The sequence below is a fragment of the Siphonobacter sp. SORGH_AS_0500 genome, assembly GCF_002838835.1.
In the GTDB taxonomy this organism is placed as follows: domain Bacteria; phylum Bacteroidota; class Bacteroidia; order Cytophagales; family Spirosomataceae; genus Siphonobacter.
This window is the reverse complement of the sequence record NZ_NHPP01000001.1, coordinates 341,628-362,036: the sequence shown is the minus strand read 5'-3', so window position 1 is coordinate 362,036 and position 20,409 is coordinate 341,628. Positions and strand designations below refer to the sequence as shown.

The window sequence follows — 20,409 nt, the reverse complement described above, 5'->3', positions numbered from 1 at the left end:
AACGGACAATGGGAATGTTTTTTACTGAATCAATGAGCGAGTAAGCCGTTTTTTCATCCTCCGTTAAGGATCTGGACGGGCTTCCTGCCAGTAGGTATCTTTTGAATCCCGGTAGTGATCAGCCAGCTCGATGGCTGGGTTGTAAAAGGTTACTTCCCGGGCCTGGTTGATCTTAAAATTTCGATTGGAAACGAAGAATTTAGCTAGAAAACCTACGGAGTTTTTCGTGAATTCTTTCACATCAATCAGTACCCGCGTTTGTTGCGGTAACCAGGCTTTTTCGTGGCTCACCGAATCAGTAATCGGAGCCAGTTGCTGCTGAATTTTGATGCTTTCTACGTAATTAATATTCGCATCACCAGAGATTTGTAAATCAACCTGACGAAGAGCATAACTTGCGGTGTCAATCCATATTTTACCCGTAAAGGCCAGGTCCTGAGCTCTCTTGGGCGTTACTTCAATTTCAAAACAGGGAGCGGAATCAATCTGAATGGTATCGCTCAGAAAGTAATCATAACTACCTTTCCAGCCATCAGCAATGGGAGAAATGAACTCTTTTCGAAGAATTAAAAGCCAGTTTTCGTAAAAATTATACTGCTGAAACGCACTGCCTATAAACTGGGAAAACGTACTGCCGTCGGTAATCCCTACACCCGTAATTTTCGTTTTACGGATCCGTTCTTTCGTTAATTCTGGATTGCGTCGATGGTATAAATCCGAAATACTCTCTGAAAGAAATACCGGAATAATGGGCTTGCCGTCTTCTCCCGCAATTTTCTGTAGTTTATCCAGCGGCCCCGTAATTTTTCGTCCAATGACCCCTTTTTTGAATTGCTCTGAAATCTTGTTGACGTCAAATTCATTTTTAACGTAACTCTCGTATTCATAGGCTTTTAAACGGCCCCAGTCATGAGCAGATTTGGCCGCAACTGTTTTTCTGATGATTCGAAAAGCGGGGTTTTCGCCTTTCGCAAAAATCCGTACTTCCCGAAGTTGGGAAGAGCCCGCCTGCAACTGAAAATCAATGATTTGTTCGGAAAGATGGGGCTGAATGGCTTTGACCGCTCGCTGGTAACCGATGTAACTAACAAAAATGGAATCGCTTAACTGACGGGCGTTGAAGGCATAATTGCCGTCAAAATCGGTATTAGCACCGGCCCCGCCGCCTTTGAGGCCAACGGCGGCAAAGGGAATAGGATCGCCCGTAACGGCGTCAGTGATTTTTCCTTTGATAATATGTTGAGCGTGCGTAATGCCGATGCCCAAGCTTAACAAAACAGCCAGGAGCCATTTATTCATAAACGTATCGATAAACTGATCAAGCCTTCAATTGGGAACTTTGGGGAAGGATATTAATGAAACGATAAAATACAAATACAGTTTCAATCAGTTTTGATTAATCTACGTTTGGTCCTGCTTAAGTACAAAATACGGCTTTTTCTGCGACGACTCAGGAGAGATGCATGGGTAAGGCTTTCAAAGCGAAGTTTTGCTGACGAAGGTATTCCAGCGTTTTAGGCAGAGCATAACTCATGTTTCGCCAGGCTTTGATGCTGTCGTGAAAGACGACAATACTCCCTGATTCACAGGCTTTAATGGTTCCCTGATAGACCTGTTCGGGCGAAAGATCGGGGTTGTAGTCGCCCGTCAGTACATCCCACATAATAAGCGTATGATCGTTCACGAGCTGAGCCGCCTGTCGCTTTCGTATGCGGCCATACGGCGGGCGAAACAGTCGGGTAGGGGGCAATAATTCCTGACATTGGGCCACGTTTTCATAATAAGCCTGATCCTCGGTTTTCCAGCCTTTCAGATGATTGAACGTGTGGTTTCCAACCGAGTGCCCCTGATCGATGATTTGCTTAAAAACATGCGGATGTTTTCGAATATTATCACCAATGCAGAAGAACGTAGCCTGAGCCTCAAATTGTTGCAATTGTTCCAGCACAAACTCGGTTACTTCGGGAATAGGGCCGTCGTCGAAGGTGAGATAAATGGTAGGCTCAACCGATGGAATTCGCCAGATCATTTCCGGATAAATCAATCGTAATAGAGCAAAGGATTTATGAAGAAAGAAAGCCATTATTTATGGGGGTTAGGAGTGACAATAAGTTCTTGTAATTAGTTAATAGTATTGTAGTTCGGTAGCTCAAAAATGAATGAAAATATATTAACTATTAACTAACAACTATTAACCGCAGCGGCGGCCGCTAACAACTGTATTCATTGAAGTTTTCTTCCTTTCCATTCGTATCCTTTACCCTGAGCCGCTAATCCAAAAAAACAGACATAAAAAGGATAGATGAGCTGTACTAAAGGAATCAATAAAATACTTTTTTCCTGACCTAAAAATCGTAATACAAGCGAAAGGAATATAAATTCACTGGAGAATTTAAGCAAAGCCATAGAGGCTAATACGAGTCCTGATAGTTGATTAAAGCTGAATAATAAAACCCCGGCGATACAGCTAACATTTGCCAAGAATACGAAAATAGCTAAAGCCGATACTTTCCAGTCCTGGTAGTGCTTCCACTTGCTGGCCCAACGGCGACGCTGTTGGTAAAAAGAACGAAAATTCTGATGAGCTTCGGTTGTGACCAGAGCTTCAGTACTTTTAACAAAACGAACTTCTCCCGGAAACCGGGCAGCGACTTTGTGCATCAAAAACTCATCGTCACCCGAAGCCAGATTTTCGTTACCAGAAAAACCACCAACGGCCTGAAATGTTGCTTTACTGTACGATAAATTAGCTCCATTGCACATATTGGGCCGTTCCCAGAACATAGCCACAGCGGCAGAACCAATCAAACTGGCAAATTCGACAATCTGAATTCGACTGCTTGCATTCCCTTCATCGTGAAACGTAACGGGGCCGGAAATGAGCCGGGCCTGAGTTTGTTGCTGGAAAGACGCAATAGCCGCCAGCCAATGTTTGCCTACCCGGCAATCGCCATCCGTGGTGACAATCCACTCGTGTTTACTTTGATGTAAAGCCTGTGAAATGGCTCTTTTTTTAGGAGAAGAATGAGGCTCGTTCGTAAGCGTAAGAAGCTTTAACGCGTAGGTGCATTCCTTACTGAAATGAGAAACCAATTCAGCGGTTCGATCACTTGAATTATCATTAGCCACCAGCACTTCAAATTGCTCGTGATCGAAGCTTTGATTTTCCAGATCCTTTAATAATAGTAAAATATTTTTCTCTTCGTTTCGAACGGGAATGATCACACTGATTCGTAACGGATTGGGTTTATTTTGAATAAAAAAGTTGGGCATTGCTAGCCAGCCTTTAATTAAGGCTAAACTAAATAAAAACCAGACAAATGGCCCAATCAGAATAATGATTTCAAGTATACTCATAATCGGTTTTCTTCCCGTTTCAAATACCTTAACTGAGTAACAAATAAAATGCCTACCAAAACGGGTAATACGATATTAATAACCCAGATCGTTAAGGAAGCGGAGGTAACTAAAGCCGGATTTACCTGATAAAAACTGAAGAAATAAAGGGTACTGAACGTCCGAATGCCCAGATCACTTAGAAAACTAAAAGCCGGAATCACACTTTTCGTGAGAAACAATAACCAGACCACTGTTAGCTGATCAAGCAAGGGAAGCGAAACCCCGAAACCGTGAAGCACCAGCAGGAATTGGACGCTATAGGTGAAAAATCGAAAGCCTGACAGAGCAGTTACCTGCGAAACATCCGCCGTTGAATAGGTTTCCAATACCCGGAAAAAACGGGCGGAGTTGGCCAGCCATTTGATTCGCTCCAGCGTGGGGGCCGCCCGGTCTTTAAGGCTTAATAAATAAAGCGTAGCTAAGTTGCTGATCCACAATAAAACAAGAGCAATCCAATGGCCGATACCGGGCGACTGAGGCATTCGATACAGGAAATAACTGTACGCCAGCGTTCCGGTAAAGAGGGTAACCAGAAATTGTACGGTGCTCCCTAGTAGAAAGGCTCCAATGCTATTGAGCCGGTTTTGGGCTTGTAGAAAACCCATTTTCCCCGTCAGGTCGCCTACGTTGGCCTGCGTTACAAAGCCGAGCGACTGCCCAGCCAGTACGCCACGCAGGGCCGTATAAAAAGAGATAGATTCCAGTTTTCGAGCCAGCACCTGCCATTTCCGAGCTTCAATGGACCAGTTGAGTCCGGTCAGGAGTATGGTCAAGGGTAACCATCCGCTGTTTTGCTGCGACCAGGCGGCCTGAATGTACTGCCAGACTTCGCCCAGGTCCTGTTGTTTACTCTGAAGCGTTCGAATGACGAAAGCAATGATGAGCAGCGGAACTACCCAGCGGAGGAGAAAGATAACAATTCGGCGGAAAGCCGGGTAAATGGAGTTATTTTGCATACAAATGCGACAACGAAAGCTTCAGGCTTCTCGTTTGTCACTGCAAAGCTATGTCAGAAAAGATTATTTTAGGTGTTGACCCGGGTACAAGGTTCATGGGGTACGGATTGATTTTGGTGGAAAAGGGACAGGTAACCCTGTTGCAATACGGGGTCATTAACCTCACAAAATATGACAATCATGAATTAAAGTTAGGCAAGATTTTTGAGCGAATCACAGGGCTGATTGATGAGTTTTCACCAGATGAGATGGCTTTGGAAGCTCCTTTTTTTGGGAAAAACGTACAATCCATGCTCAAGCTAGGTCGAGCACAGGGGGTAGCGATGGCGGCAGCCCTCGCCCGACAAATCCCCATTGTCGAATATTCTCCCAAGACGGTCAAGCAATCTGTAACGGGTAATGGAAATGCTTCCAAAGAACAGGTTTCCTATATGCTTGAAAGTATACTGAAAACCAGGCTCGAAGGCGAAAGACTGGATGCCACCGATGCATTAGGAGTAGCCATTTGTCACCATTTTCATGAGAACTCAGTAACGACTCCGAAGGGTAAAAAAGCGTTGGGAATTAAGCAGGCTAAAAAAGGTAGCTGGAGTGCATTTTTAGCAGAAAATCAGGACCGCATCAAAGGTTAAAAACGTATGATTTAGTAACCAGAGGAAGCCTGAGCTACGTAGCTCAGGCTTCCTCTTTTTGTACATATTGTTCATAAGTACTTAAAATATTGATAAGTTTGTATCTGATGATTAGTACTGACATTATTTTAATCTATTTTTAAAATAATAATAGGTAAAAAGTACTAATTTATAATTGCCTACCTGAATTATGGAGAATAAAATTAAGCAAATTGCCCTACGCAGATTTATCTGGGTAGTCATTCTAGTATTATTGTCATTAGTATGTGTTTTTATTGGCTTTACTAGTAAATCGAAGTCTTCAGCAATCAAGAAAAATATTACGGTTTTAAAGGATGAACAAAGCGATTACCAGAAAATAGATACTTGCATATCCCTATTATATGTAGCTGAAAATAATAGCCGATTATATACAGTAACTTCTGATACTACCTATTTATACAAGTTTCGGCAACAGCTGGAAATGATCTCATCCATTATCGATGTTATTCAGAGCGAAAATGAGAAAAGAATGCCTCTGATGCATGAAGATATGAATGAATTGATTGCGGAAAAGAAGAGAAAAAACAATCAGTTTTCGTACCTGAATCAATTAGCAGATAGCTTATGGGTGCTTTCTGCTAAAAATATGGATACCTCACTGGTTGAATTAAATTATCACCCAGCAATGAAGACCATTCATACCATTGAGAAAATAAAAAATATAGACACTGTTCATGTAATTCAAAAAAGAAAAAATAAGAAACTTTGGAGACGCATTGCGGATGCGATATCGAATAAAAATGATTTTGAAAATCAAACGAATATTAATTCAACGGCCTCATCTAAAGTAGAAAAATCGGCTCAGGCTTCAGACCTAGCTCATAGAAATACTATTAAAGCATTGAATGATTATTATAAAAAACTGCTGACTAATAAACAGAAACTTAACCGTACCGAACGTGAAATTCTTTCCCTTAATGAAGCCATATTTGCTGAATTCCAGAAAGCATTGAGTCAGCTAAAGAAAGACGAGATTAAAGAACAAGAGAGGTATAGAGATCGATTACTCACGGGAACCATGCATACTATTGAAGAACTGGATGATCTATCGGTTATTAGCATGGGTATTGTTTTTATTTTAGCAGTAGTTATCCTTTTCAATATATGGAAATTATATAAAAACGATTTGGCCCTCTTGCACTACAGTAATCAGGCCGTGGCATATGCGAGAATGAAAGGCGTGTTTCTGGCTACGATGAGTCATGAAATCAGGACCCCACTTAACTCTATCATTGGCTTCTCGGAACAGATGAATAGGGAGTTACTGCCTGATAGCCAGAGGGATAATCTGAATGCCATTCGTTCCTCATCAAGGTTGTTACTTGAAATTGTGAACGATGTTCTTGATTTTTCAAAGCTAGAAGAGGGTAAAATAGACTTATGCCATAAGCCCTTCCAACCAGCTGCTATCATGAAAGAAATGATGGATATGGTTGGCGTTCAAGCTCAAAACAAGCAGATTAGCCTCTCTTTGACTATCAATTTTGATAAGTCTGTTACCCTATCAGGCGATGCTTTCAGAATGAAACAGGTTATGATGAATCTGTTAAGTAATGCCATAAAATTTACCCCTGAGAAGGGCAAGGTTGAGTTTAAGTCAACACTTCTGGAAGCCACAACTGGTAAAATAGTCTGGTCTTTTGAAGTGAAAGATTCTGGGATTGGTATTTCCCAGGAAAATCAAAAAATAATCTTTAACGATTTTCAACAAATTGACCGGGAAGATCACGTAAATGCAATTGCTGGAACGGGTTTAGGTCTGGCTATTTGTAAAAGAATTGTTGAATTAGCAGGTGGATCTATTCTGGTGGAAAGTACCATAAATGTAGGTTCTACATTCAAAGTCTCGATTCCATCTGTACTAATAGAGCATTCGGTTTCTACGTTTACTGAGTCATCAGCCCAGGAGATTAGTGCAATTCTGGAGGGGAAAAATATATTAGTTGTTGATGATAATAAAATGAATTTGCTACTAATAAATAAAATATTCAAAAAACATCATCTAGTAGTAACAGAAGCTTCTAACGGACAGGAAGCCCTTGACTTGCATCTCAAAAATCATTTTGACTTAATTATTACCGACATTCAGATGCCCATAATGAATGGGTTAGAAATGGCAAAGAAAATTAAAGATAATTCAGATAAGTCCATTTCAAACGTGCGAATCGTAGCCTTTACGGGGACATCAATTCCAGAGCATCAGCAGGAATTACTGGATGCTGGAATTGATGATTCGTTAATGAAACCCTTCGTCGAAAATGATTTAAAACAGCTATTAATACGGATGTTTGGTGTCAATTAAAAAGACTGGGTAAGGTAATCAGAGTGAATGAGGTTCATCTGTTCATCAAAGTGATAAAAACGCGGGGCTCCCGTAGGAATATTTACCTCAGAAATAGCTGTTTCGCTGATCGATTCCAACGCCATGACAAGTGACCGGAGGCTGTTTCCATGAGCGACAACCAGGACGTTATTGCCCACTTTCAAATGAGGTACAATCGACTCATTGTAGTAGGCCATAACGCGTTTCTGAGTCATTTGCAGGCTTTCTCCGTGAGGCGGAGCCACGTCATAACTTCTTCTCCAGAGAGCGACTTGTTCAATGCCATATTTCTCAGCAATGTCTGTTTTATTTAGGCCTTGTAAATCACCATAGTTACGCTCATTTAAAGCCGCATTTTTCTCTATTGGAATCTGCGTTTCATTGATCTCTTTTAAGATGATGGAAAGCGTTTCCTGGGCTCGTTTGAGCTCAGAAGTAAATGCTATGTCAAACGTTATGGTCTTTAACTTTTTGGCGGTTAGTAAGGCTTCATCGCGACCATGATCCGTCAATTCAACGTCTACATCGCCCGTAAATTTGTTTTCCAGATTCCACTGGGACTGTCCATGTCTGACCAGGACTAAAATTCTATTATGCATGTTAACTTTATCAAAAATTGAACGGTTACCTGAACTTTGAATGATCTAAACTATAAATCCATTCTCATTGAACTTTGTTAGGAGATATAGAAATTTCATCTTATTTATAGTTTAACTAAACTGAAAGTATCTATTGTATTTGTATGAATTTATAAACTTTTTAATTCTTTTGCGAGTATTATAGAGTACTTTGCTTATCCCAATTTTCTAGAAATTTATGCAGTTAAGCTTGCTGATTTTTACATACCTACTGGTGATTTTCTCGCTTATTCCACTGATTCGTCATGATTACTGGACGTTTCGGGTTTTTGAATATCCCAGAAATCAGAAATTTTTGCTGTGTTTAATCCTCCTGGTTCTCTGGGCCTGGGTAGGCGATCCTTCCGATACCCTTACGCTGGTCACTATTGGAGTGCTGATTTTGAATATGGTTTATTTATTCTATCAGCTTTATCCGTACACGTTTCTTTCGCCCAAACAGCTCATGGATTGTGCGGATTGTACGCCCGATCGGAATATTAGTCTGCTGATTTCCAATGTTTATCAATACAATCGGGAGTCGGCAAAGTTGTTACAGCACATAAGTCGGCTCAAGCCAGATGTAGTATTATTGGCCGAAACAGATCAATGGTGGGCAGATCAGATGACGCCCATTCATCAGCACTATCCGAACCGCGTTCTCCAACCGATTGATAATACGTATGGAATGCTACTGTATTCGAAACTGAAGTTATCGGATGCCTCCGTTAAGTTTTTAGTAGAAGAGGGTATTCCTTCCATTCACGCCAAGGTTACCCTGCCTTCTAACGAGCAGATTCAGCTTTATTGCCTGCATCCAACACCGCCAGTGCCGCAGGAAAATCCACGCTCGACCGAGCGGGATAAAGAGTTATTGATGGTAGGAAAAGAAGCTAAAAAATCAAAAATCCCGGTGATTGTGGCGGGAGATATGAACGATGTAGCCTGGAGTTATACCACAGAATTATTCCTGAAAACCAGCGGCTTACTTGATCCGCGGCGGGGCAGAGGTTTTTATAGTACGTTTCACGCTAAAATTCCGATTCTGAGATTCCCTCTTGATCATATTTTCTGCTCGTCTGATTTCAAGCTACTGGAAATGCAACGACTGAAAAGTATTAATTCCGACCATTTCCCGATGTACGTTAAACTGACGTATGACCCACAGGCTGAGGCTTTACAGAAGGATAACGAATTAACACTGGATGCCGAAGATCGGGAGGTAGTTGAAGAAAAAATTCAAGCAGATACGGATTCAGATGGTAGTGCAAAGCCAGAAAAAAATCCCATCGGGACGTAATAGACAAGAGCCGTTGATCTTCTCAACGCTCTTGTCTATTTTAACCAATCAGTTCCCAGGCTGCGGCAACGGAGTCAACGGGTAGCTGACAGGCTCGATTGTAACAGACGTAAATCATCGTTCGTCCATCCGAGCCCCGATGCCGAAGCAAGGGTAAGTTGCTGGAAGTAATTGTCCCGGTGATGACTTTATTAGGTACATACTTGGCTTCCAGTTTTTGACGAAAAGCTTCTATTTCGGGCCCAACAATGGCAATTTCTACCGTTGGCGTAGATCGGTAAGCTGCTAAACTGGCCCAGTGCGAAAGATAATCTGCGTTGGTTAGTAGCAGAGGCTTCACTTTTTGCAGCATCTGGCTGGAACGCTCGCCCAAATCCGGTCGATCCAGTAGTAGGCTAAGGCGATATAAAACCGTCGCCATGATCGCATTCGACGAAGGAATGACGTTATCAAACAGCTCCTTTTTTCGGGCAATCAGTTCGTTGGAGTAGGAGGCGTCGGTAAAGAAATACAAACCGTCGTTTTCATCCCAGAAATGCTCCCCGGCGTAATCTGCCAGTTGCTCGGCAAGTTGTAACCAGCTTTCGTCAAACGTAGCCTGATACAAGCTGATCAATGCCTCAGAAACGGCTGCGTAATCTTCCAGAAACCCAGCAATTTTGGCCTGACCGTCTTTGTAGGAATGGTACAACAGGCCGTCTTTGATGAGACGATCCTTAATGAAATGAGCATTAGCTAAAGCCAGCTTCAGAAAAGATTCATCGGCGAAGACGCGGTAAGCATCAACCAGCCCCTTCAACATCAGGCCATTCCAAGAGGTTAGGATTTTATCGTCCAGACCGGGATGAATGCGTTCTTCGCGGTATTGAAGGAGTTTATCAAATTGCGGTTGAAGCTGATCGGAGAGTAACTCCTGCTCCATTTCAAAAGACTCCAGCGTTCGCTGCGGGAACAGAATGTTTTTACCCGTAGCGTGACCCGTGGCTTCTTCATGGTAATTACCTTCTTCCGTGACCTGAAAATACCCACTAACCAGGTCACCCCAAACGGGACCCAGAATGGAATCTATTTCTGCTTTCGTCCAGGTGTAATATTTTCCTTCTTCACCCTCGCTGTCTGCGTCCAGAGCTGAATAAAAACCGCCTTCCGGGTGCGTCATTTCGCGAGTTAACCAGGCGACGGTTTGGGTAACTACCCGTTTGTAAAGAGGCTCCTTCGTAACCAGCCAAGCTTCCGAGTAAAGGCTCAATAACTGGGCATTATCGTAAAGCATTTTTTCGAAGTGAGGGAGAAACCACTCTCCGTCGGTTGAATACCGGGCAAAGCCACCGCCAATCTGGTCATAAAGGCCGCCAAGGGCCATTCCATTAAGCGTGGTTTTAATGGCCTGAAGCGTATCGCTATCGTACGTTTGCTGATAGTAACGCAGAGCAAACAGCCAGATCGAGGGCATGGGGAATTTAGGTGCTCCGTTAGTGCCCCCTCGCTCGGTATCAAACGAAGCTGCCAGCTTATCGTAAACCGCTTTGAGTTCTTCGGAAGAAATAGTCACGCTAGAATCTTCGACTAAGGGTAAGCCATATTTCTCGGATTCTGTGTAATGCATATTGGTCGTAAACCCTTCGGCAGATTGCTGAAGGGCAGACCGCTGATTCTGAAAAGCTTCCGCAATCTGACTGCAAATCCCCATCCAGTTTCGGGCAGGAAAATAGGTGCCCCCGTAAAACGGTTTGGCATCAGGCATGAGGAAGACATTCAGAGGCCAACCGCCACGAACACCCATGGCCTGCACGGCATCCATATAAATCGCATCCACGTCGGGACGTTCTTCCCGGTCCACTTTTACACAAACGAAATGCTCGTTCATGAGTCGGGCAACGGCCTCGTTTTCAAACGACTCGCGTTCCATAACGTGGCACCAGTGACAAGCCGAATACCCAATGGAAACGATCAAAGGTTTATCTTCTTCGCGAGCTTTTTTCAAAGCTTCTTCTCCCCAGGGATGCCAGTCTACTGGATTATGAGCGTGTTGGCGTAAATAAGGCGAGCTTTCATGGATGAGGCGATTCATTGAATGATCAGTTATCTATTTGCGGTTTTCAGTTTCGCAAAAGAGTGAATGGATAAGTTATAGGAAGAAGCCTGAGCGTTGGAATAGGAACCTCAGCGGGTTTGACATCCATCGCCTCAGTTATTAAGCCAAGGAATATGAATTTACTTGTTGTTAGGAATCAGGACAGAAGGGGCATCTCTACTTTCGAATTAAAACCCGTTTCGTTACGGACTTACTTCCATCCCCAACCTTCACTAAATACATGCCAGGAGCGAGGTTATGCGTGTGAAGAGAAACGGGGTTATTACCCGTTTTAGCCGTTATCGTCTGCTGATGAACGATCTGCCCGGTTACGGAGAAAAGCTGAAGAGTTACATCCCGATTTTCGGAAGTAAAGACATCAATCGTCAGGCTGGCCGAAGCGGGATTGGGGTAAGTCTTGATGTCGAGTACATGCAAAGCGGACTCGGGTAAATCAAACGCACAAAGCATAATTTCCCGTCCCCGAAGGGTAATTTCCTGTTGCCAGTTGCCATACCGAAGCGTCATCGGTGTGCTGGCGTTTTCGGCGGCAAAAGGGTTATGAGCTGCTACCAGAATCTGATTTCCTTTTACTACGCCACGCCAGATAGCATCCTGGTCGGCAAAATGATCGCGGGCCGATTTGGGCACATAAAGCAAACCGCCATTGAAAAAATCCTTGAACTGGGAAAGTCGGTATAAGCCCTGCGTAAAGTACTCATAATTAGCCAGGTTTTCATTCGTTCCAGTGTTACCCGGACTTTCCCATAACCATAAACCTTTTGCTCCTGAAAAGAAGGGAAAAATAGCTGTAGCCTCCGCCATCCAGGTCTGAATGGGCTTATTAATATTCGTACTCGTGTAACGTAACCAGACAATTGGTACGACGTCTTTGGAACTCCAGGCTTTGTTGGCTTCTACCTGAAAAAGTAAGTAGGCCAGGTAGTTACCCGCGTAAGGATTGGGGTAGTCGTAGATGTAATAAGCCGAAGGAAGCAGGAAATCCTGCCGATTGTAAAACGAACCCCCAACGGTATTGGTGACTGAATCTTTCGTAAGAAAATGAACTCGTTCGGGATTGGTAACCCAGTCCTGCCAGGAGTTGCCGTCAATATTCAGGAAGGTATTTCGAATGGGTGAATCCGAATAAGAAGTCAGGCGGGTGCTGGCGGGTAAGCCATTCTCCCGCATGTACTGGAAGGGAGCCGCGTACAGATTCTGCATATCCCGATGGTAACGAATCAGAAAAGCTTCGTCGCTCAACTGGGTATAAACGGCAGGAACCAGATTCCGGCGTTTCAAACTCAGAATACTATCATTGGTATTGTAGTGACGTTCGATGTCGGCCATGAGAATGTCTACGTCTGGCATGGCTTTCCCGTGAGAATCACTGAATAAGTTAGCAAACGAACGCATTTCATTGGCCCATTTGCTACGGTAGGTGCTCAGATTATTACCCCAGGGTGAACGAATGACATCCCAGGGCTGGTTAATGCCGGTGGCAGTGCCATACCAGAGAATAGCCCGATTGGCCCGGGGGAGACTACCGTCGTACTCGTTAAAATTAGCCAGGTGAGAAAAGCCTTTTCTGAGTGGCGTTTGTTGGGAATCGTTCAGACGAGGGCCGCTGTAAACGATGGTGAAGGGTAAGGTAAAGTCTGGAAATTTTTGCCAGTTAATCACCCCGTTGGCCGTCGAAGCCTGAAAAGAGGGCGTCTCGCAGGTTTGTGAGAAACCCCCAAAGGGAGTCAATAGCCCAAGAATCGCTACCACTAGCGTCTGAATGCGGAGTAGGGAAGAAGGTAATACGTTCAAATCGATAGTTTTCATGTCTGGAATTCAATTGAACAAAATAAAGCCGATTTTTGCAGATCGGAAAGGCAATCCCTACTTTTGAATAGACGTTTGAAGCGATAGACATCGGTCTTTCCAACTTAATAGCATGACAAAAAAACTGATCTTCGGCCTTTTTAGCCTGATTTTATTGAGCTTTACTTCCTGCAAAAAGGACCCGGAACCAACCACGAAAGCGGATATTATTGTTAACAAGCCCTGGAAACTCACTCGGGTGACGGACACCAATGGTACCACGATCGTGGAGTCTCGTTTAGGAGTGGCTACTCAGGCCATCTTCGGCATGACCATCGAATTCCTAAGCAATAACCGTGTCCGGGCAGTCGATCTGAAAAGTGGTCAGGTCCTGAATGGCGGTACCTGGTACTTGAAAGATGACGATACGAATATGTCCATCGAAGTAGTGGGCTTTACGGGAAATTTCAAGGTCATTCAGTTAACGACCACTGCTTTAATTCTCCAGCAGTCAAACGTTCCAGTGGATGGAAAACAGCAGGCGGCTAATCTGGAGTTTGGGCATGAATAACCAGCATGCGTGAATACAGCCAGTACATTACTACTAATGAAAAGCCAGGGGTGAAGCCTTTGGCTTTTTCTTTTGCCCTGACCTTGCAACTTTTGCAGGGTTAACCATTGAAAATCTATTAATTTGCAGCAGTTCTAGTATATCTCTAAACCTAATGAAAGCATTTTATATCCCTTTACTTTTTCTGGCTTCACATGCGTTATTGGCTCAGCCCACCAAACTTCAAAGCGAATATCTAACCAATCCTTTAGGCATTGATACGCCGCAACCGCGACTAACCTGGCAGTTGCAGGATAGCCGCAAAGGAGCTCGCCAAACCGCTTACCAAATTTTTGTAAGTACGGATTCCGCTCAGGTTCAGAAAGGCGAAGTCTGGAAAACGGCTAAAGTGGCGTTTGTTCGAAATCTGGTTACCTATGAAGGCTCTACTTTAAAACCATACACCAAATATTACTGGGCCGTTCAGACCTGGGATCAGGACGGAAAACCTTCGGGACTGAGTTCAATTGCAAGTTTTGAAACGGGGCACATGAACCAGCAAAATTGGAAAGGATCCTGGATTTCAGATGCTCGTGATGTAACCATCAAACCCGCTCCGTACTTTCGGAAAAGTTTTCAGACGACAAAACGGGTGCGTTCTGCCCGGGCCTATATTGCGGCGGCGGGTTTGTATGAACTGTATCTCAATGGTCAGAAGATTGGTAATCATCGGCTTGACCCCATGTATACCCGCTTTGATCGTCGAACGTTGTACGTAACGTATGATGTAACGAAGCAAATCCAGGAAGGTAAAAATGCAGTGGGCGTTTTACTTGGCAATGGCTGGTATAACCACCAGTCAACGGCTGTGTGGTATTTCCATCAGGCTCCCTGGCGAAGCCGTCCTTCCGTTTGCGTTGATATTCGGGTAACGTATGAGGATGGCACCACGGAAACGATTTCAAGTGATACTTCCTGGAAAACGGCATTGAGTCCGGTGATCTTCAACAGTATCTATACCGCTGAGCATTATGATGCTCGTAAAGAGCAAAAAGGCTGGAATACGGCTGCGTTCGATGATTCCAAATGGAAAAATGCAATCAATCGTCCGGCTCCTTCCCTTCACATTGTAGCTCAGGCCCTGCATCCGATTCGGAACGTAGAGGCCCTGCGTCCGGTAAGTATGGTTCATCTCGATGATACTACCTGGGTATATGACTTTGGGCGAAATATTTCGGGCGTAACCGAGTTGAAGCTGAAAGGAAATGCCGGAACTATGGTTCGGTTGAAACACGGCGAGCGTTTGCTGGAAAATGGTCGGGTGGATTTGTCGAACATTGATGCTCATTATCGCCCTACGGATAACACCGATCCTTTTCAGGTAGATGTCGTAACCTTGAGTGGCCGGGAAGATGAGTTCATGCCAAAATTCAATTACAAAGGGTTTCAGTACGTCGAAATAACGTCCAAAAATCGCGATCTCGACTTAACTCCCGCAAACCTGATGGCCTATTTCATGCACAGTGATGTGCCGCCAGTAGGGAAAATTAGCTCATCAAATCCGACTCTGGATAAGTTGTGGTGGGCGACGAATAACTCGTATCTGTCCAACCTGTTCGGTTACCCAACCGATTGTCCGCAACGGGAAAAAAATGGCTGGACGGGCGACGGGCAAATCGCGATTGAGACAGGTTTATATAGTTATGATGCATCACCATTTATGAAAAATGGCTGGCCGATCATCGAGATGAGCAACAGCCCAATGGCATCTTGCCCGCCATTATACCAACCAGCGGCTGGGGCTATGATTGGGCCAATGGTCCTGACTGGACCAGTACAATTGCCATCATTCCCTGGAATTTATACCTGTTTTACGGCGATAAAAAACCACTGGAGGATAACTACGAAAACATGAAGCGTTACGTGGATCACATCACAGACATTGCTCCCAATGGCTTGACGAGCTGGGGTTTGGGTGACTGGATACCCGTGAAGTCTCAATCACCCGTGGAATTAACTTCCAGTATCTATTATTTCGTTGATGCTACGATTGTTTCCAACGCTGCGGGATTGCTTGGTAAACCCGCTGAGCAGCAGTTGTATGCATCGCTAGCCAAAAAAATTCAGGATGCGATTAATGACAAATACCTGAACAGAGAAACGGGCGTCTACGGCTCTGGATTACAAACGGAACAGGCCGTTCCATTGCAATGGGGCGTTGTTCCTGAAAATCTGAAAAGTAAAGTAGCCGCTCATCTGGCGAAACGAGTAGCAGCGGACGGCAATAGTCTGGATGTGGGATTACTTGGAACCAAAGCTATTCTTAATGCCCTGAGCGAAAATGGTTATGCCGATGTGGCTTATACATTGGCTTCCAAAGAGACGTATCCGTCCTGGGGCTGGTGGATTAAAAATGGTGCAACGACGTTATACGAAAACTGGGATATTCAGGCCAAGTCTGATATTTCACTGAATCACATTATGTTCGGGGAAATTGGAGCCTGGTTATATAAAGGGTTAGGAGGTATTAAGCCCGATCCAGAAAATCCCGGATTCAAAAATGTGTGGCTGCGACCTAATTTTGTGAAGAATCTTGATCAGTTTGAAGCTGAACACGAAGGTCCTTACGGTAAAATCGTTTCTTCCTGGAAACGTTCAGGAACGATAATTGAATATAAAGTAACCATTCCTGCCAACAGTACGGCTTCCGTATTTATCAATTCCAAAAAAGTAAAACTGGATGGAATGCCTATCGTTGGAACGGACAGTAAACAGGGATTCCGATTACTGACCGGAAACTATACGTTCCTGATTGAAGAATAGAATGTAAGAGACTTTCTAAAAATAAGATTTAAATAAAGTAGGAATTCTCTCCCTACTTCGGGAGAACCGTTTTAGGAATAGTTTATATAGCAATAATCTATTATCCAGAGTGAAGCGAAGGAGCTCGATGTTTGTACCCCGGATTTCATCCGGGGCTACCCGTGTTCAACCCCTCCGGGGTTATTTGTCGTAAGACTATTTTAACAATGTTAACAACAACCCCGGAGGGGTTAAATGTAAATAGCCCCGGATGAAATCCGGGGACACTATGAGGACACGGTTGGCATCTAAGGCTATTTCATACTTTATCATCAGCGTCTGTCATCCAGAGCAAAGCGAAGGATCTTATGATCTTTTTCGAGTTTATGGGGTCATACGGTAACTTGACTAAACCCGACCCATTCCTCAGAAGGTCTCTCACTTCGTTCCCGCAGTCGCTCGGCTCTGGCCGAGTGACTACGTAGCTATAGGCCTCTGGCCGGTAGGGTGCGAAAGAGTAGGGAGTCAGGGAACCCAATCCAAACAGGCTTGCGAACATCGGCCAGAGGCCTACCAGACTACAGCGTCACTCGGCCAGAGCCGAGCGACTGCAAGGATCATATTCCTCTATAGCCAATCGAAGAGACTCCACTGGTGCGAGATTCCATCTCGGTCCTAAGATAAGCCAGGTTATACCTGCTGTTATCCCTCAAAGTTGCAGAAGCCCTGATTCGCCATAAGGTCTTCGATTATAACTTTTAAGGTTTAACTTAATAGTCAACGCCCCGAAAATTCAAAACTTTCGGGGCGTTGCCAGTACTAATAAGTTGCTAATTCCGATAAATTCCGTCCTCTTCCAGGCGAATAATTCGCTCCCGATACAAGGCCCCAATGGCTTTCTTGAATGCTTTCTTGCTCATTTCCAGCGTCGCATAAATCACCGCAGGATCACTGCTATCATTTAAAGCCAGAAAACCATTCTGTTCTTCCAGTTTTTTAAGAATCTTTTCAGTGTTAATATCAACGCTTTGATAATATCCCTGAGGTTGTAGCGAGAGATCAATAGACTTGTCTACTCGAACTTGTTTGATAAATGCCTTTACTTTAGTTCCAATCGTGAGCGGCTGGAAAACCTCATTATAATAAAAAAGCCCCCGGTAATGGTTATCGATAATTGCGTTATAGCCCAGATCGCTGCGTTCGTAAATCAGACATTCTACTTCGTCGCCCGGAGCAAAGGGAATGCGGTCGTATTCCAGATACTGACCCACTTTACAAGTACCAATCAAGCGATCCGTTTCTACGTCAGGCACCAGACCCACGACAACGGATTCACCTTCTTCCAGTGGATGATTTTGCTCACTGAACGGAACCAGCAGATCTTTCTCAAGTCCCCAGTCCAGGAAAGCCCCGAATTTACTGACCGACTTAACCGTTAATAAACCGAACTCGTACAGTTCCAACTTGGGTTGAAGCGTCGTGGCAATCAGACGATCTTCTGAGTCACGGTAAATGAATACCTCCAGAGCGTCTCCTTCTTCCAGATTTTCCGGGATGTATTTGTTAGGTAACAGAATTTCGTCTTCACCATTACCCATAAACATGCCAACGCTGGTTAGTCGGAGGGCGGTGAGTGTATTTTTTTTCCTACAGTAATCATGCAATGTATAAAAATGGAAAGTGGCTTTCCGAGTCATGCTTCATTTTACAGACTACAAAGGTCTTAAACTTTAATGAGCTTCTTACGCGATGAACCTTTTAAAACAGGAATAAATATAGAAACCTAATTGCGTATATACATATACGTTCGTTTTTTTAGGTATTGTACTTCATAGGAGAGTATAAAAGGCAGGTATAAACGTCTAGTTATGCCAATTGATTATCAGAAAATTGCAATCGTATATTCGTATTGTGTCAAAATAACGCATTCTATGCTTAGATTTAAACAAAAAAAATAATTGAATTTAATAATTAATCTATGCACATACAATCAGAGAAAAAATTACTTTTGTTCAGTTCTTAACCGAAATAATACTAAATGCCATCCTCAGAAAAATCATCATTGCATCTGGATCAAGAGCTATGGAGCCGATTCAGAGGGGGAGATGCAGGTGCTTTTTCGGATCTGATGAGGCGATATTCCCGGCTTTTGTTTAGATACGGTAGCCGACTTTCACCTAACAGTGATCTTGTTAAAGATTGTATCCAAGACATCTACTTTGACCTATGGGAACACCGGGCCACGATTAGGCAAACGGTCTCCGTAAAGCCCTACCTGTTTAAAGCCTTACGTCTTCGTATTTTCCGCGAACAGGGAAAATGGAATCGCTACGAAAATCTGGAAGATGAAATGCCTTTTTCAGTTGAGTTTTCCGTTGAAAATCAATTGATTGAGATGCAGGAGACGGAAGACATGAAGGAAAAGCTCCAGAAGCTGCTAAACACTCTACCCAAACGACAAAAGGAAATTCTATACCTGAAATTCTACGAAGAACTGAATCACGACGACATTGCCAAAGTAATGAATATGAACCGGCAGTCGGTATATAACCTTATGCATGAAGCCATTCTACGGCTGCGTAAAAATTGGTATTCTTCCTGCACTTATCCTGCTTTAATACTAGCTCTCGGCGGAATCATTACTTTTATTTTACACTAAGTATTCAATATCTACTATGCTGATTTTCAGCAGTTAATATAACTGTCTTTAAAAATTTGTAACTTTTTTAACATTTTTTAACACTTTGACCAGTAGATTTTTGATCAAAGTGGATATTACTGACAAAGACGGGTAAATAATTCTATTCAATCAATGAAAAATTATAATCATTACGAAATAGAAGATTTCCTGATCGACGAAACTTTTGCAGATTGGGTACGCGGCGTACAAAACGAATCGTCGGAAGAATGGGAAGAATGGCTTAGACAAAATCCTTTTAAACAACCACTAGTTCATGAAGCACAAATACTCTTTCAATCTATTCAGGTAAAGCCCGGTCACGATATTGAAGATCATGAAGTGGAAAACATGATTTTTGATATGCAGCAACGCATACAACCGCCCCAGAGGATAGGCCGCTGGCCGATGATACGAGTAGCTGCCGGCCTGTTTTTCATGGTAAGTGTAGGAGTGGCAGTAGGGATCTATTTAAAAAAAAGTGATCGAGGGACAAGTGCTTATCAGTATCTGGTGTCAACTAGCAGTCAACCGTTGATCGAGCGAAAAAATACAACAGGAGCATCCATTTTTGTTCATTTGCCTGATCACAGTTCAGTAGTATTAAAGCCAGGTGCCCGGATTAGTTTCGACCCGGCCTTCAAAGGACAGCAGCGAGTCGTGTATTTGGAAGGAGAAGCTTTCTTTGAAGTAACTAAGAATCCGGATCGGCCTTTTTATGTGTATGCTAATGACTTGGTTACTAAAGTATTAGGGACAAGTTTTGTGATAAATGCCGAACCCGGAGGAGAGAAAGCCAGCGTGGCGGTTATGACGGGGAGAGTTTCTGTATTTTCAAGAAACGGACATGAGACGAAAGTAACGAAACACGCTGAACAGTTAGCCGTTGTGTTAACTCCGAATCAGCAAGTAGAACATCACTGTGGCGACTCCCGCTTATTGAAAGGAATTGTTACTAAACCCCAGTTAATTCAAAAGAGCGATCAGGTTTCAACCTTTGATTTTTCGGATACCTCTTTAACGGAAGTTTTCGCAAAACTGGAAAAAGCCTACGGCGTGCGGATTATATACGACGAAGAAACGATGGCCAAGTGTCCACTGACGGCATCGTTCACCAATCGGCCCCTGTTTGAAATGCTAACGATTATCTGTAAAGCAGTAGAAGCTCGTTACGAAGTCCTGGATGGACAGATTATCGTGTATGGCCGAGGATGTTAAATGAATTACG

15 protein-coding genes and 1 pseudogene are annotated in these 20,409 nt (G+C 43.5%); 8 read left to right on the top strand and 8 right to left on the bottom strand.

All coding sequences use genetic code 11. From position 1 onward, the window contains the following. Positions 1-63: 63 nt before the first annotated feature. The 4 genes from BWI96_RS22765 to BWI96_RS01520 all read right to left on the bottom strand — a co-directional run bounded on the left by BWI96_RS22765 (position 64) and on the right by BWI96_RS01520 (position 4,355). Positions 64-1,299, bottom strand: a complete 1,236-nt coding sequence (locus BWI96_RS22765; RefSeq protein ID WP_106634930.1) for a DUF5686 and carboxypeptidase-like regulatory domain-containing protein — start codon at positions 1,297-1,299, stop codon at positions 64-66. Positions 1,300-1,450: 151 nt separating this feature from the next. Next, positions 1,451-2,083 (bottom strand): polysaccharide deacetylase family protein, encoded by a 633-nt coding sequence (locus BWI96_RS01530; RefSeq protein ID WP_106634929.1) that lies wholly within the window; start codon positions 2,081-2,083, stop codon positions 1,451-1,453. Between the two features lie 140 nt (positions 2,084-2,223). After that, positions 2,224-3,357 carry a glycosyltransferase gene (locus tag BWI96_RS01525; RefSeq protein ID WP_106634928.1) on the bottom strand — a complete coding sequence of 378 codons (1,134 nt, stop codon included), beginning with the start codon at positions 3,355-3,357 and terminating at the stop codon, positions 2,224-2,226. Beyond that, entirely contained in the window at positions 3,354-4,355 is a 1,002-nt protein-coding gene (locus BWI96_RS01520) for a lysylphosphatidylglycerol synthase domain-containing protein (protein WP_106634927.1), read from the bottom strand. Before BWI96_RS01520 ends, BWI96_RS01525 begins: the two co-directional genes overlap by 4 nt. 50 nt (positions 4,356-4,405) lie before the next feature. On the opposite strand from BWI96_RS01520, the gene ruvC reads away from it, so the two are divergent. Continuing rightward, positions 4,406-4,987, top strand: coding sequence for a crossover junction endodeoxyribonuclease RuvC (gene ruvC, locus BWI96_RS01515; protein WP_106634926.1), 582 nt, complete (start codon positions 4,406-4,408; stop codon positions 4,985-4,987). A 190-nt stretch (positions 4,988-5,177) separates the two neighbouring features. Then, positions 5,178-7,331 (top strand): response regulator, encoded by a 2,154-nt coding sequence (locus BWI96_RS01510; RefSeq protein WP_106634925.1) that lies wholly within the window; start codon positions 5,178-5,180, stop codon positions 7,329-7,331. Here the strand turns inward: BWI96_RS01510 and BWI96_RS01505 are convergent. Then, positions 7,328-7,951, bottom strand: coding sequence for a 2,3-diphosphoglycerate-dependent phosphoglycerate mutase (locus BWI96_RS01505; RefSeq protein ID WP_106634924.1), 624 nt, complete (start codon positions 7,949-7,951; stop codon positions 7,328-7,330). The genes BWI96_RS01510 and BWI96_RS01505 overlap by 4 nt on opposite strands. A 217-nt stretch (positions 7,952-8,168) precedes the next feature. On the opposite strand from BWI96_RS01505, the gene BWI96_RS01500 reads away from it, so the two are divergent. Further along, complete coding sequence (locus tag BWI96_RS01500) at positions 8,169-9,269, top strand: endonuclease/exonuclease/phosphatase family protein (protein ID WP_106634923.1); 1,101 nt, start codon at positions 8,169-8,171, stop codon at positions 9,267-9,269. Between the two features lie 40 nt (positions 9,270-9,309). On the opposite strand, the gene BWI96_RS01495 is transcribed toward BWI96_RS01500, so the two are convergent. Next, positions 9,310-11,340: a thioredoxin domain-containing protein gene (locus BWI96_RS01495; RefSeq protein WP_106634922.1), complete on the bottom strand. Its 2,031-nt coding sequence runs from the start codon at positions 11,338-11,340 to the stop codon at positions 9,310-9,312. Between the two features lie 180 nt (positions 11,341-11,520). After that, positions 11,521-13,173: a T9SS type A sorting domain-containing protein gene (locus tag BWI96_RS01490; protein WP_106634921.1), complete on the bottom strand. Its 1,653-nt coding sequence runs from the start codon at positions 13,171-13,173 to the stop codon at positions 11,521-11,523. Positions 13,174-13,285: 112 nt separating this feature from the next. Here BWI96_RS01490 and BWI96_RS01485 point away from each other — a divergent pair, with 112 nt between their 5' ends. The 3 genes and pseudogenes from BWI96_RS01485 to BWI96_RS23095 all read left to right on the top strand — a co-directional run bounded on the left by BWI96_RS01485 (position 13,286) and on the right by BWI96_RS23095 (position 16,525). After that, complete coding sequence (locus tag BWI96_RS01485) at positions 13,286-13,723, top strand: hypothetical protein (RefSeq protein ID WP_106634920.1); 438 nt, start codon at positions 13,286-13,288, stop codon at positions 13,721-13,723. A 154-nt stretch (positions 13,724-13,877) separates the two neighbouring features. Further along, positions 13,878-16,156 (top strand): annotated as a pseudogene (locus tag BWI96_RS23100) (family 78 glycoside hydrolase catalytic domain); the annotation flags it as partial. Positions 16,157-16,183: 27 nt separating this feature from the next. After that, the gene (locus BWI96_RS23095; protein ID WP_369804049.1) at positions 16,184-16,525 is read left to right on the top strand and encodes an alpha-L-rhamnosidase C-terminal domain-containing protein; all 342 of its coding nucleotides are present in this window, start codon (positions 16,184-16,186) and stop codon (positions 16,523-16,525) included. A gap of 809 nt (positions 16,526-17,334) precedes the next feature. On the opposite strand, the gene BWI96_RS01475 is transcribed toward BWI96_RS23095, so the two are convergent. Then, positions 17,335-18,108, bottom strand: coding sequence for a S1 RNA-binding domain-containing protein (locus BWI96_RS01475; protein ID WP_232793535.1), 774 nt, complete (start codon positions 18,106-18,108; stop codon positions 17,335-17,337). 434 nt (positions 18,109-18,542) lie between these two features. Here BWI96_RS01475 and BWI96_RS01470 point away from each other — a divergent pair, with 434 nt between their 5' ends. Both BWI96_RS01470 and BWI96_RS01465 read left to right on the top strand, forming a co-directional pair. Next, complete coding sequence (locus BWI96_RS01470) at positions 18,543-19,163, top strand: RNA polymerase sigma factor (protein ID WP_106634918.1); 621 nt, start codon at positions 18,543-18,545, stop codon at positions 19,161-19,163. A 153-nt stretch (positions 19,164-19,316) separates the two neighbouring features. After that, positions 19,317-20,399: a FecR family protein gene (locus BWI96_RS01465; protein ID WP_106634917.1), complete on the top strand. Its 1,083-nt coding sequence runs from the start codon at positions 19,317-19,319 to the stop codon at positions 20,397-20,399. Positions 20,400-20,409: the final 10 nt, after the last annotated feature.

Excerpts from the sequence above, each read along its gene's own strand:
- BWI96_RS01505 (WP_106634924.1), bottom strand. The coding sequence starts at position 7,951 with ATGCATAATAGAATTTTAGTCCTGGTCAGACATGGACAGTCCCAGTGG.
- BWI96_RS01495 (WP_106634922.1), bottom strand. The coding sequence starts at position 11,340 with ATGAATCGCCTCATCCATGAAAGCTCGCCTTATTTACGCCAACACGCT.
- BWI96_RS01525 (WP_106634928.1), bottom strand. The coding sequence starts at position 3,357 with ATGAGTATACTTGAAATCATTATTCTGATTGGGCCATTTGTCTGGTTT.
- BWI96_RS01485 (WP_106634920.1), top strand. The coding sequence starts at position 13,286 with ATGACAAAAAAACTGATCTTCGGCCTTTTTAGCCTGATTTTATTGAGC.
- BWI96_RS01510 (WP_106634925.1), top strand. The coding sequence starts at position 5,178 with ATGGAGAATAAAATTAAGCAAATTGCCCTACGCAGATTTATCTGGGTA.
- BWI96_RS01475 (WP_232793535.1), bottom strand. The coding sequence starts at position 18,108 with ATGTTTATGGGTAATGGTGAAGACGAAATTCTGTTACCTAACAAATAC.
- BWI96_RS01530 (WP_106634929.1), bottom strand. The coding sequence starts at position 2,083 with ATGGCTTTCTTTCTTCATAAATCCTTTGCTCTATTACGATTGATTTAT.
- BWI96_RS01470 (WP_106634918.1), top strand. The coding sequence starts at position 18,543 with ATGCCATCCTCAGAAAAATCATCATTGCATCTGGATCAAGAGCTATGG.
- BWI96_RS01465 (WP_106634917.1), top strand. The coding sequence starts at position 19,317 with ATGAAAAATTATAATCATTACGAAATAGAAGATTTCCTGATCGACGAA.
- BWI96_RS22765 (WP_106634930.1), bottom strand. The coding sequence starts at position 1,299 with ATGAATAAATGGCTCCTGGCTGTTTTGTTAAGCTTGGGCATCGGCATT.
- BWI96_RS01500 (WP_106634923.1), top strand. The coding sequence starts at position 8,169 with ATGCAGTTAAGCTTGCTGATTTTTACATACCTACTGGTGATTTTCTCG.
- BWI96_RS01520 (WP_106634927.1), bottom strand. The coding sequence starts at position 4,355 with ATGCAAAATAACTCCATTTACCCGGCTTTCCGCCGAATTGTTATCTTT.
- BWI96_RS01490 (WP_106634921.1), bottom strand. The coding sequence starts at position 13,173 with ATGAAAACTATCGATTTGAACGTATTACCTTCTTCCCTACTCCGCATT.
- ruvC (WP_106634926.1), top strand. The coding sequence starts at position 4,406 with ATGTCAGAAAAGATTATTTTAGGTGTTGACCCGGGTACAAGGTTCATG.
- BWI96_RS23095 (WP_369804049.1), top strand. The coding sequence starts at position 16,184 with ATGTTCGGGGAAATTGGAGCCTGGTTATATAAAGGGTTAGGAGGTATT.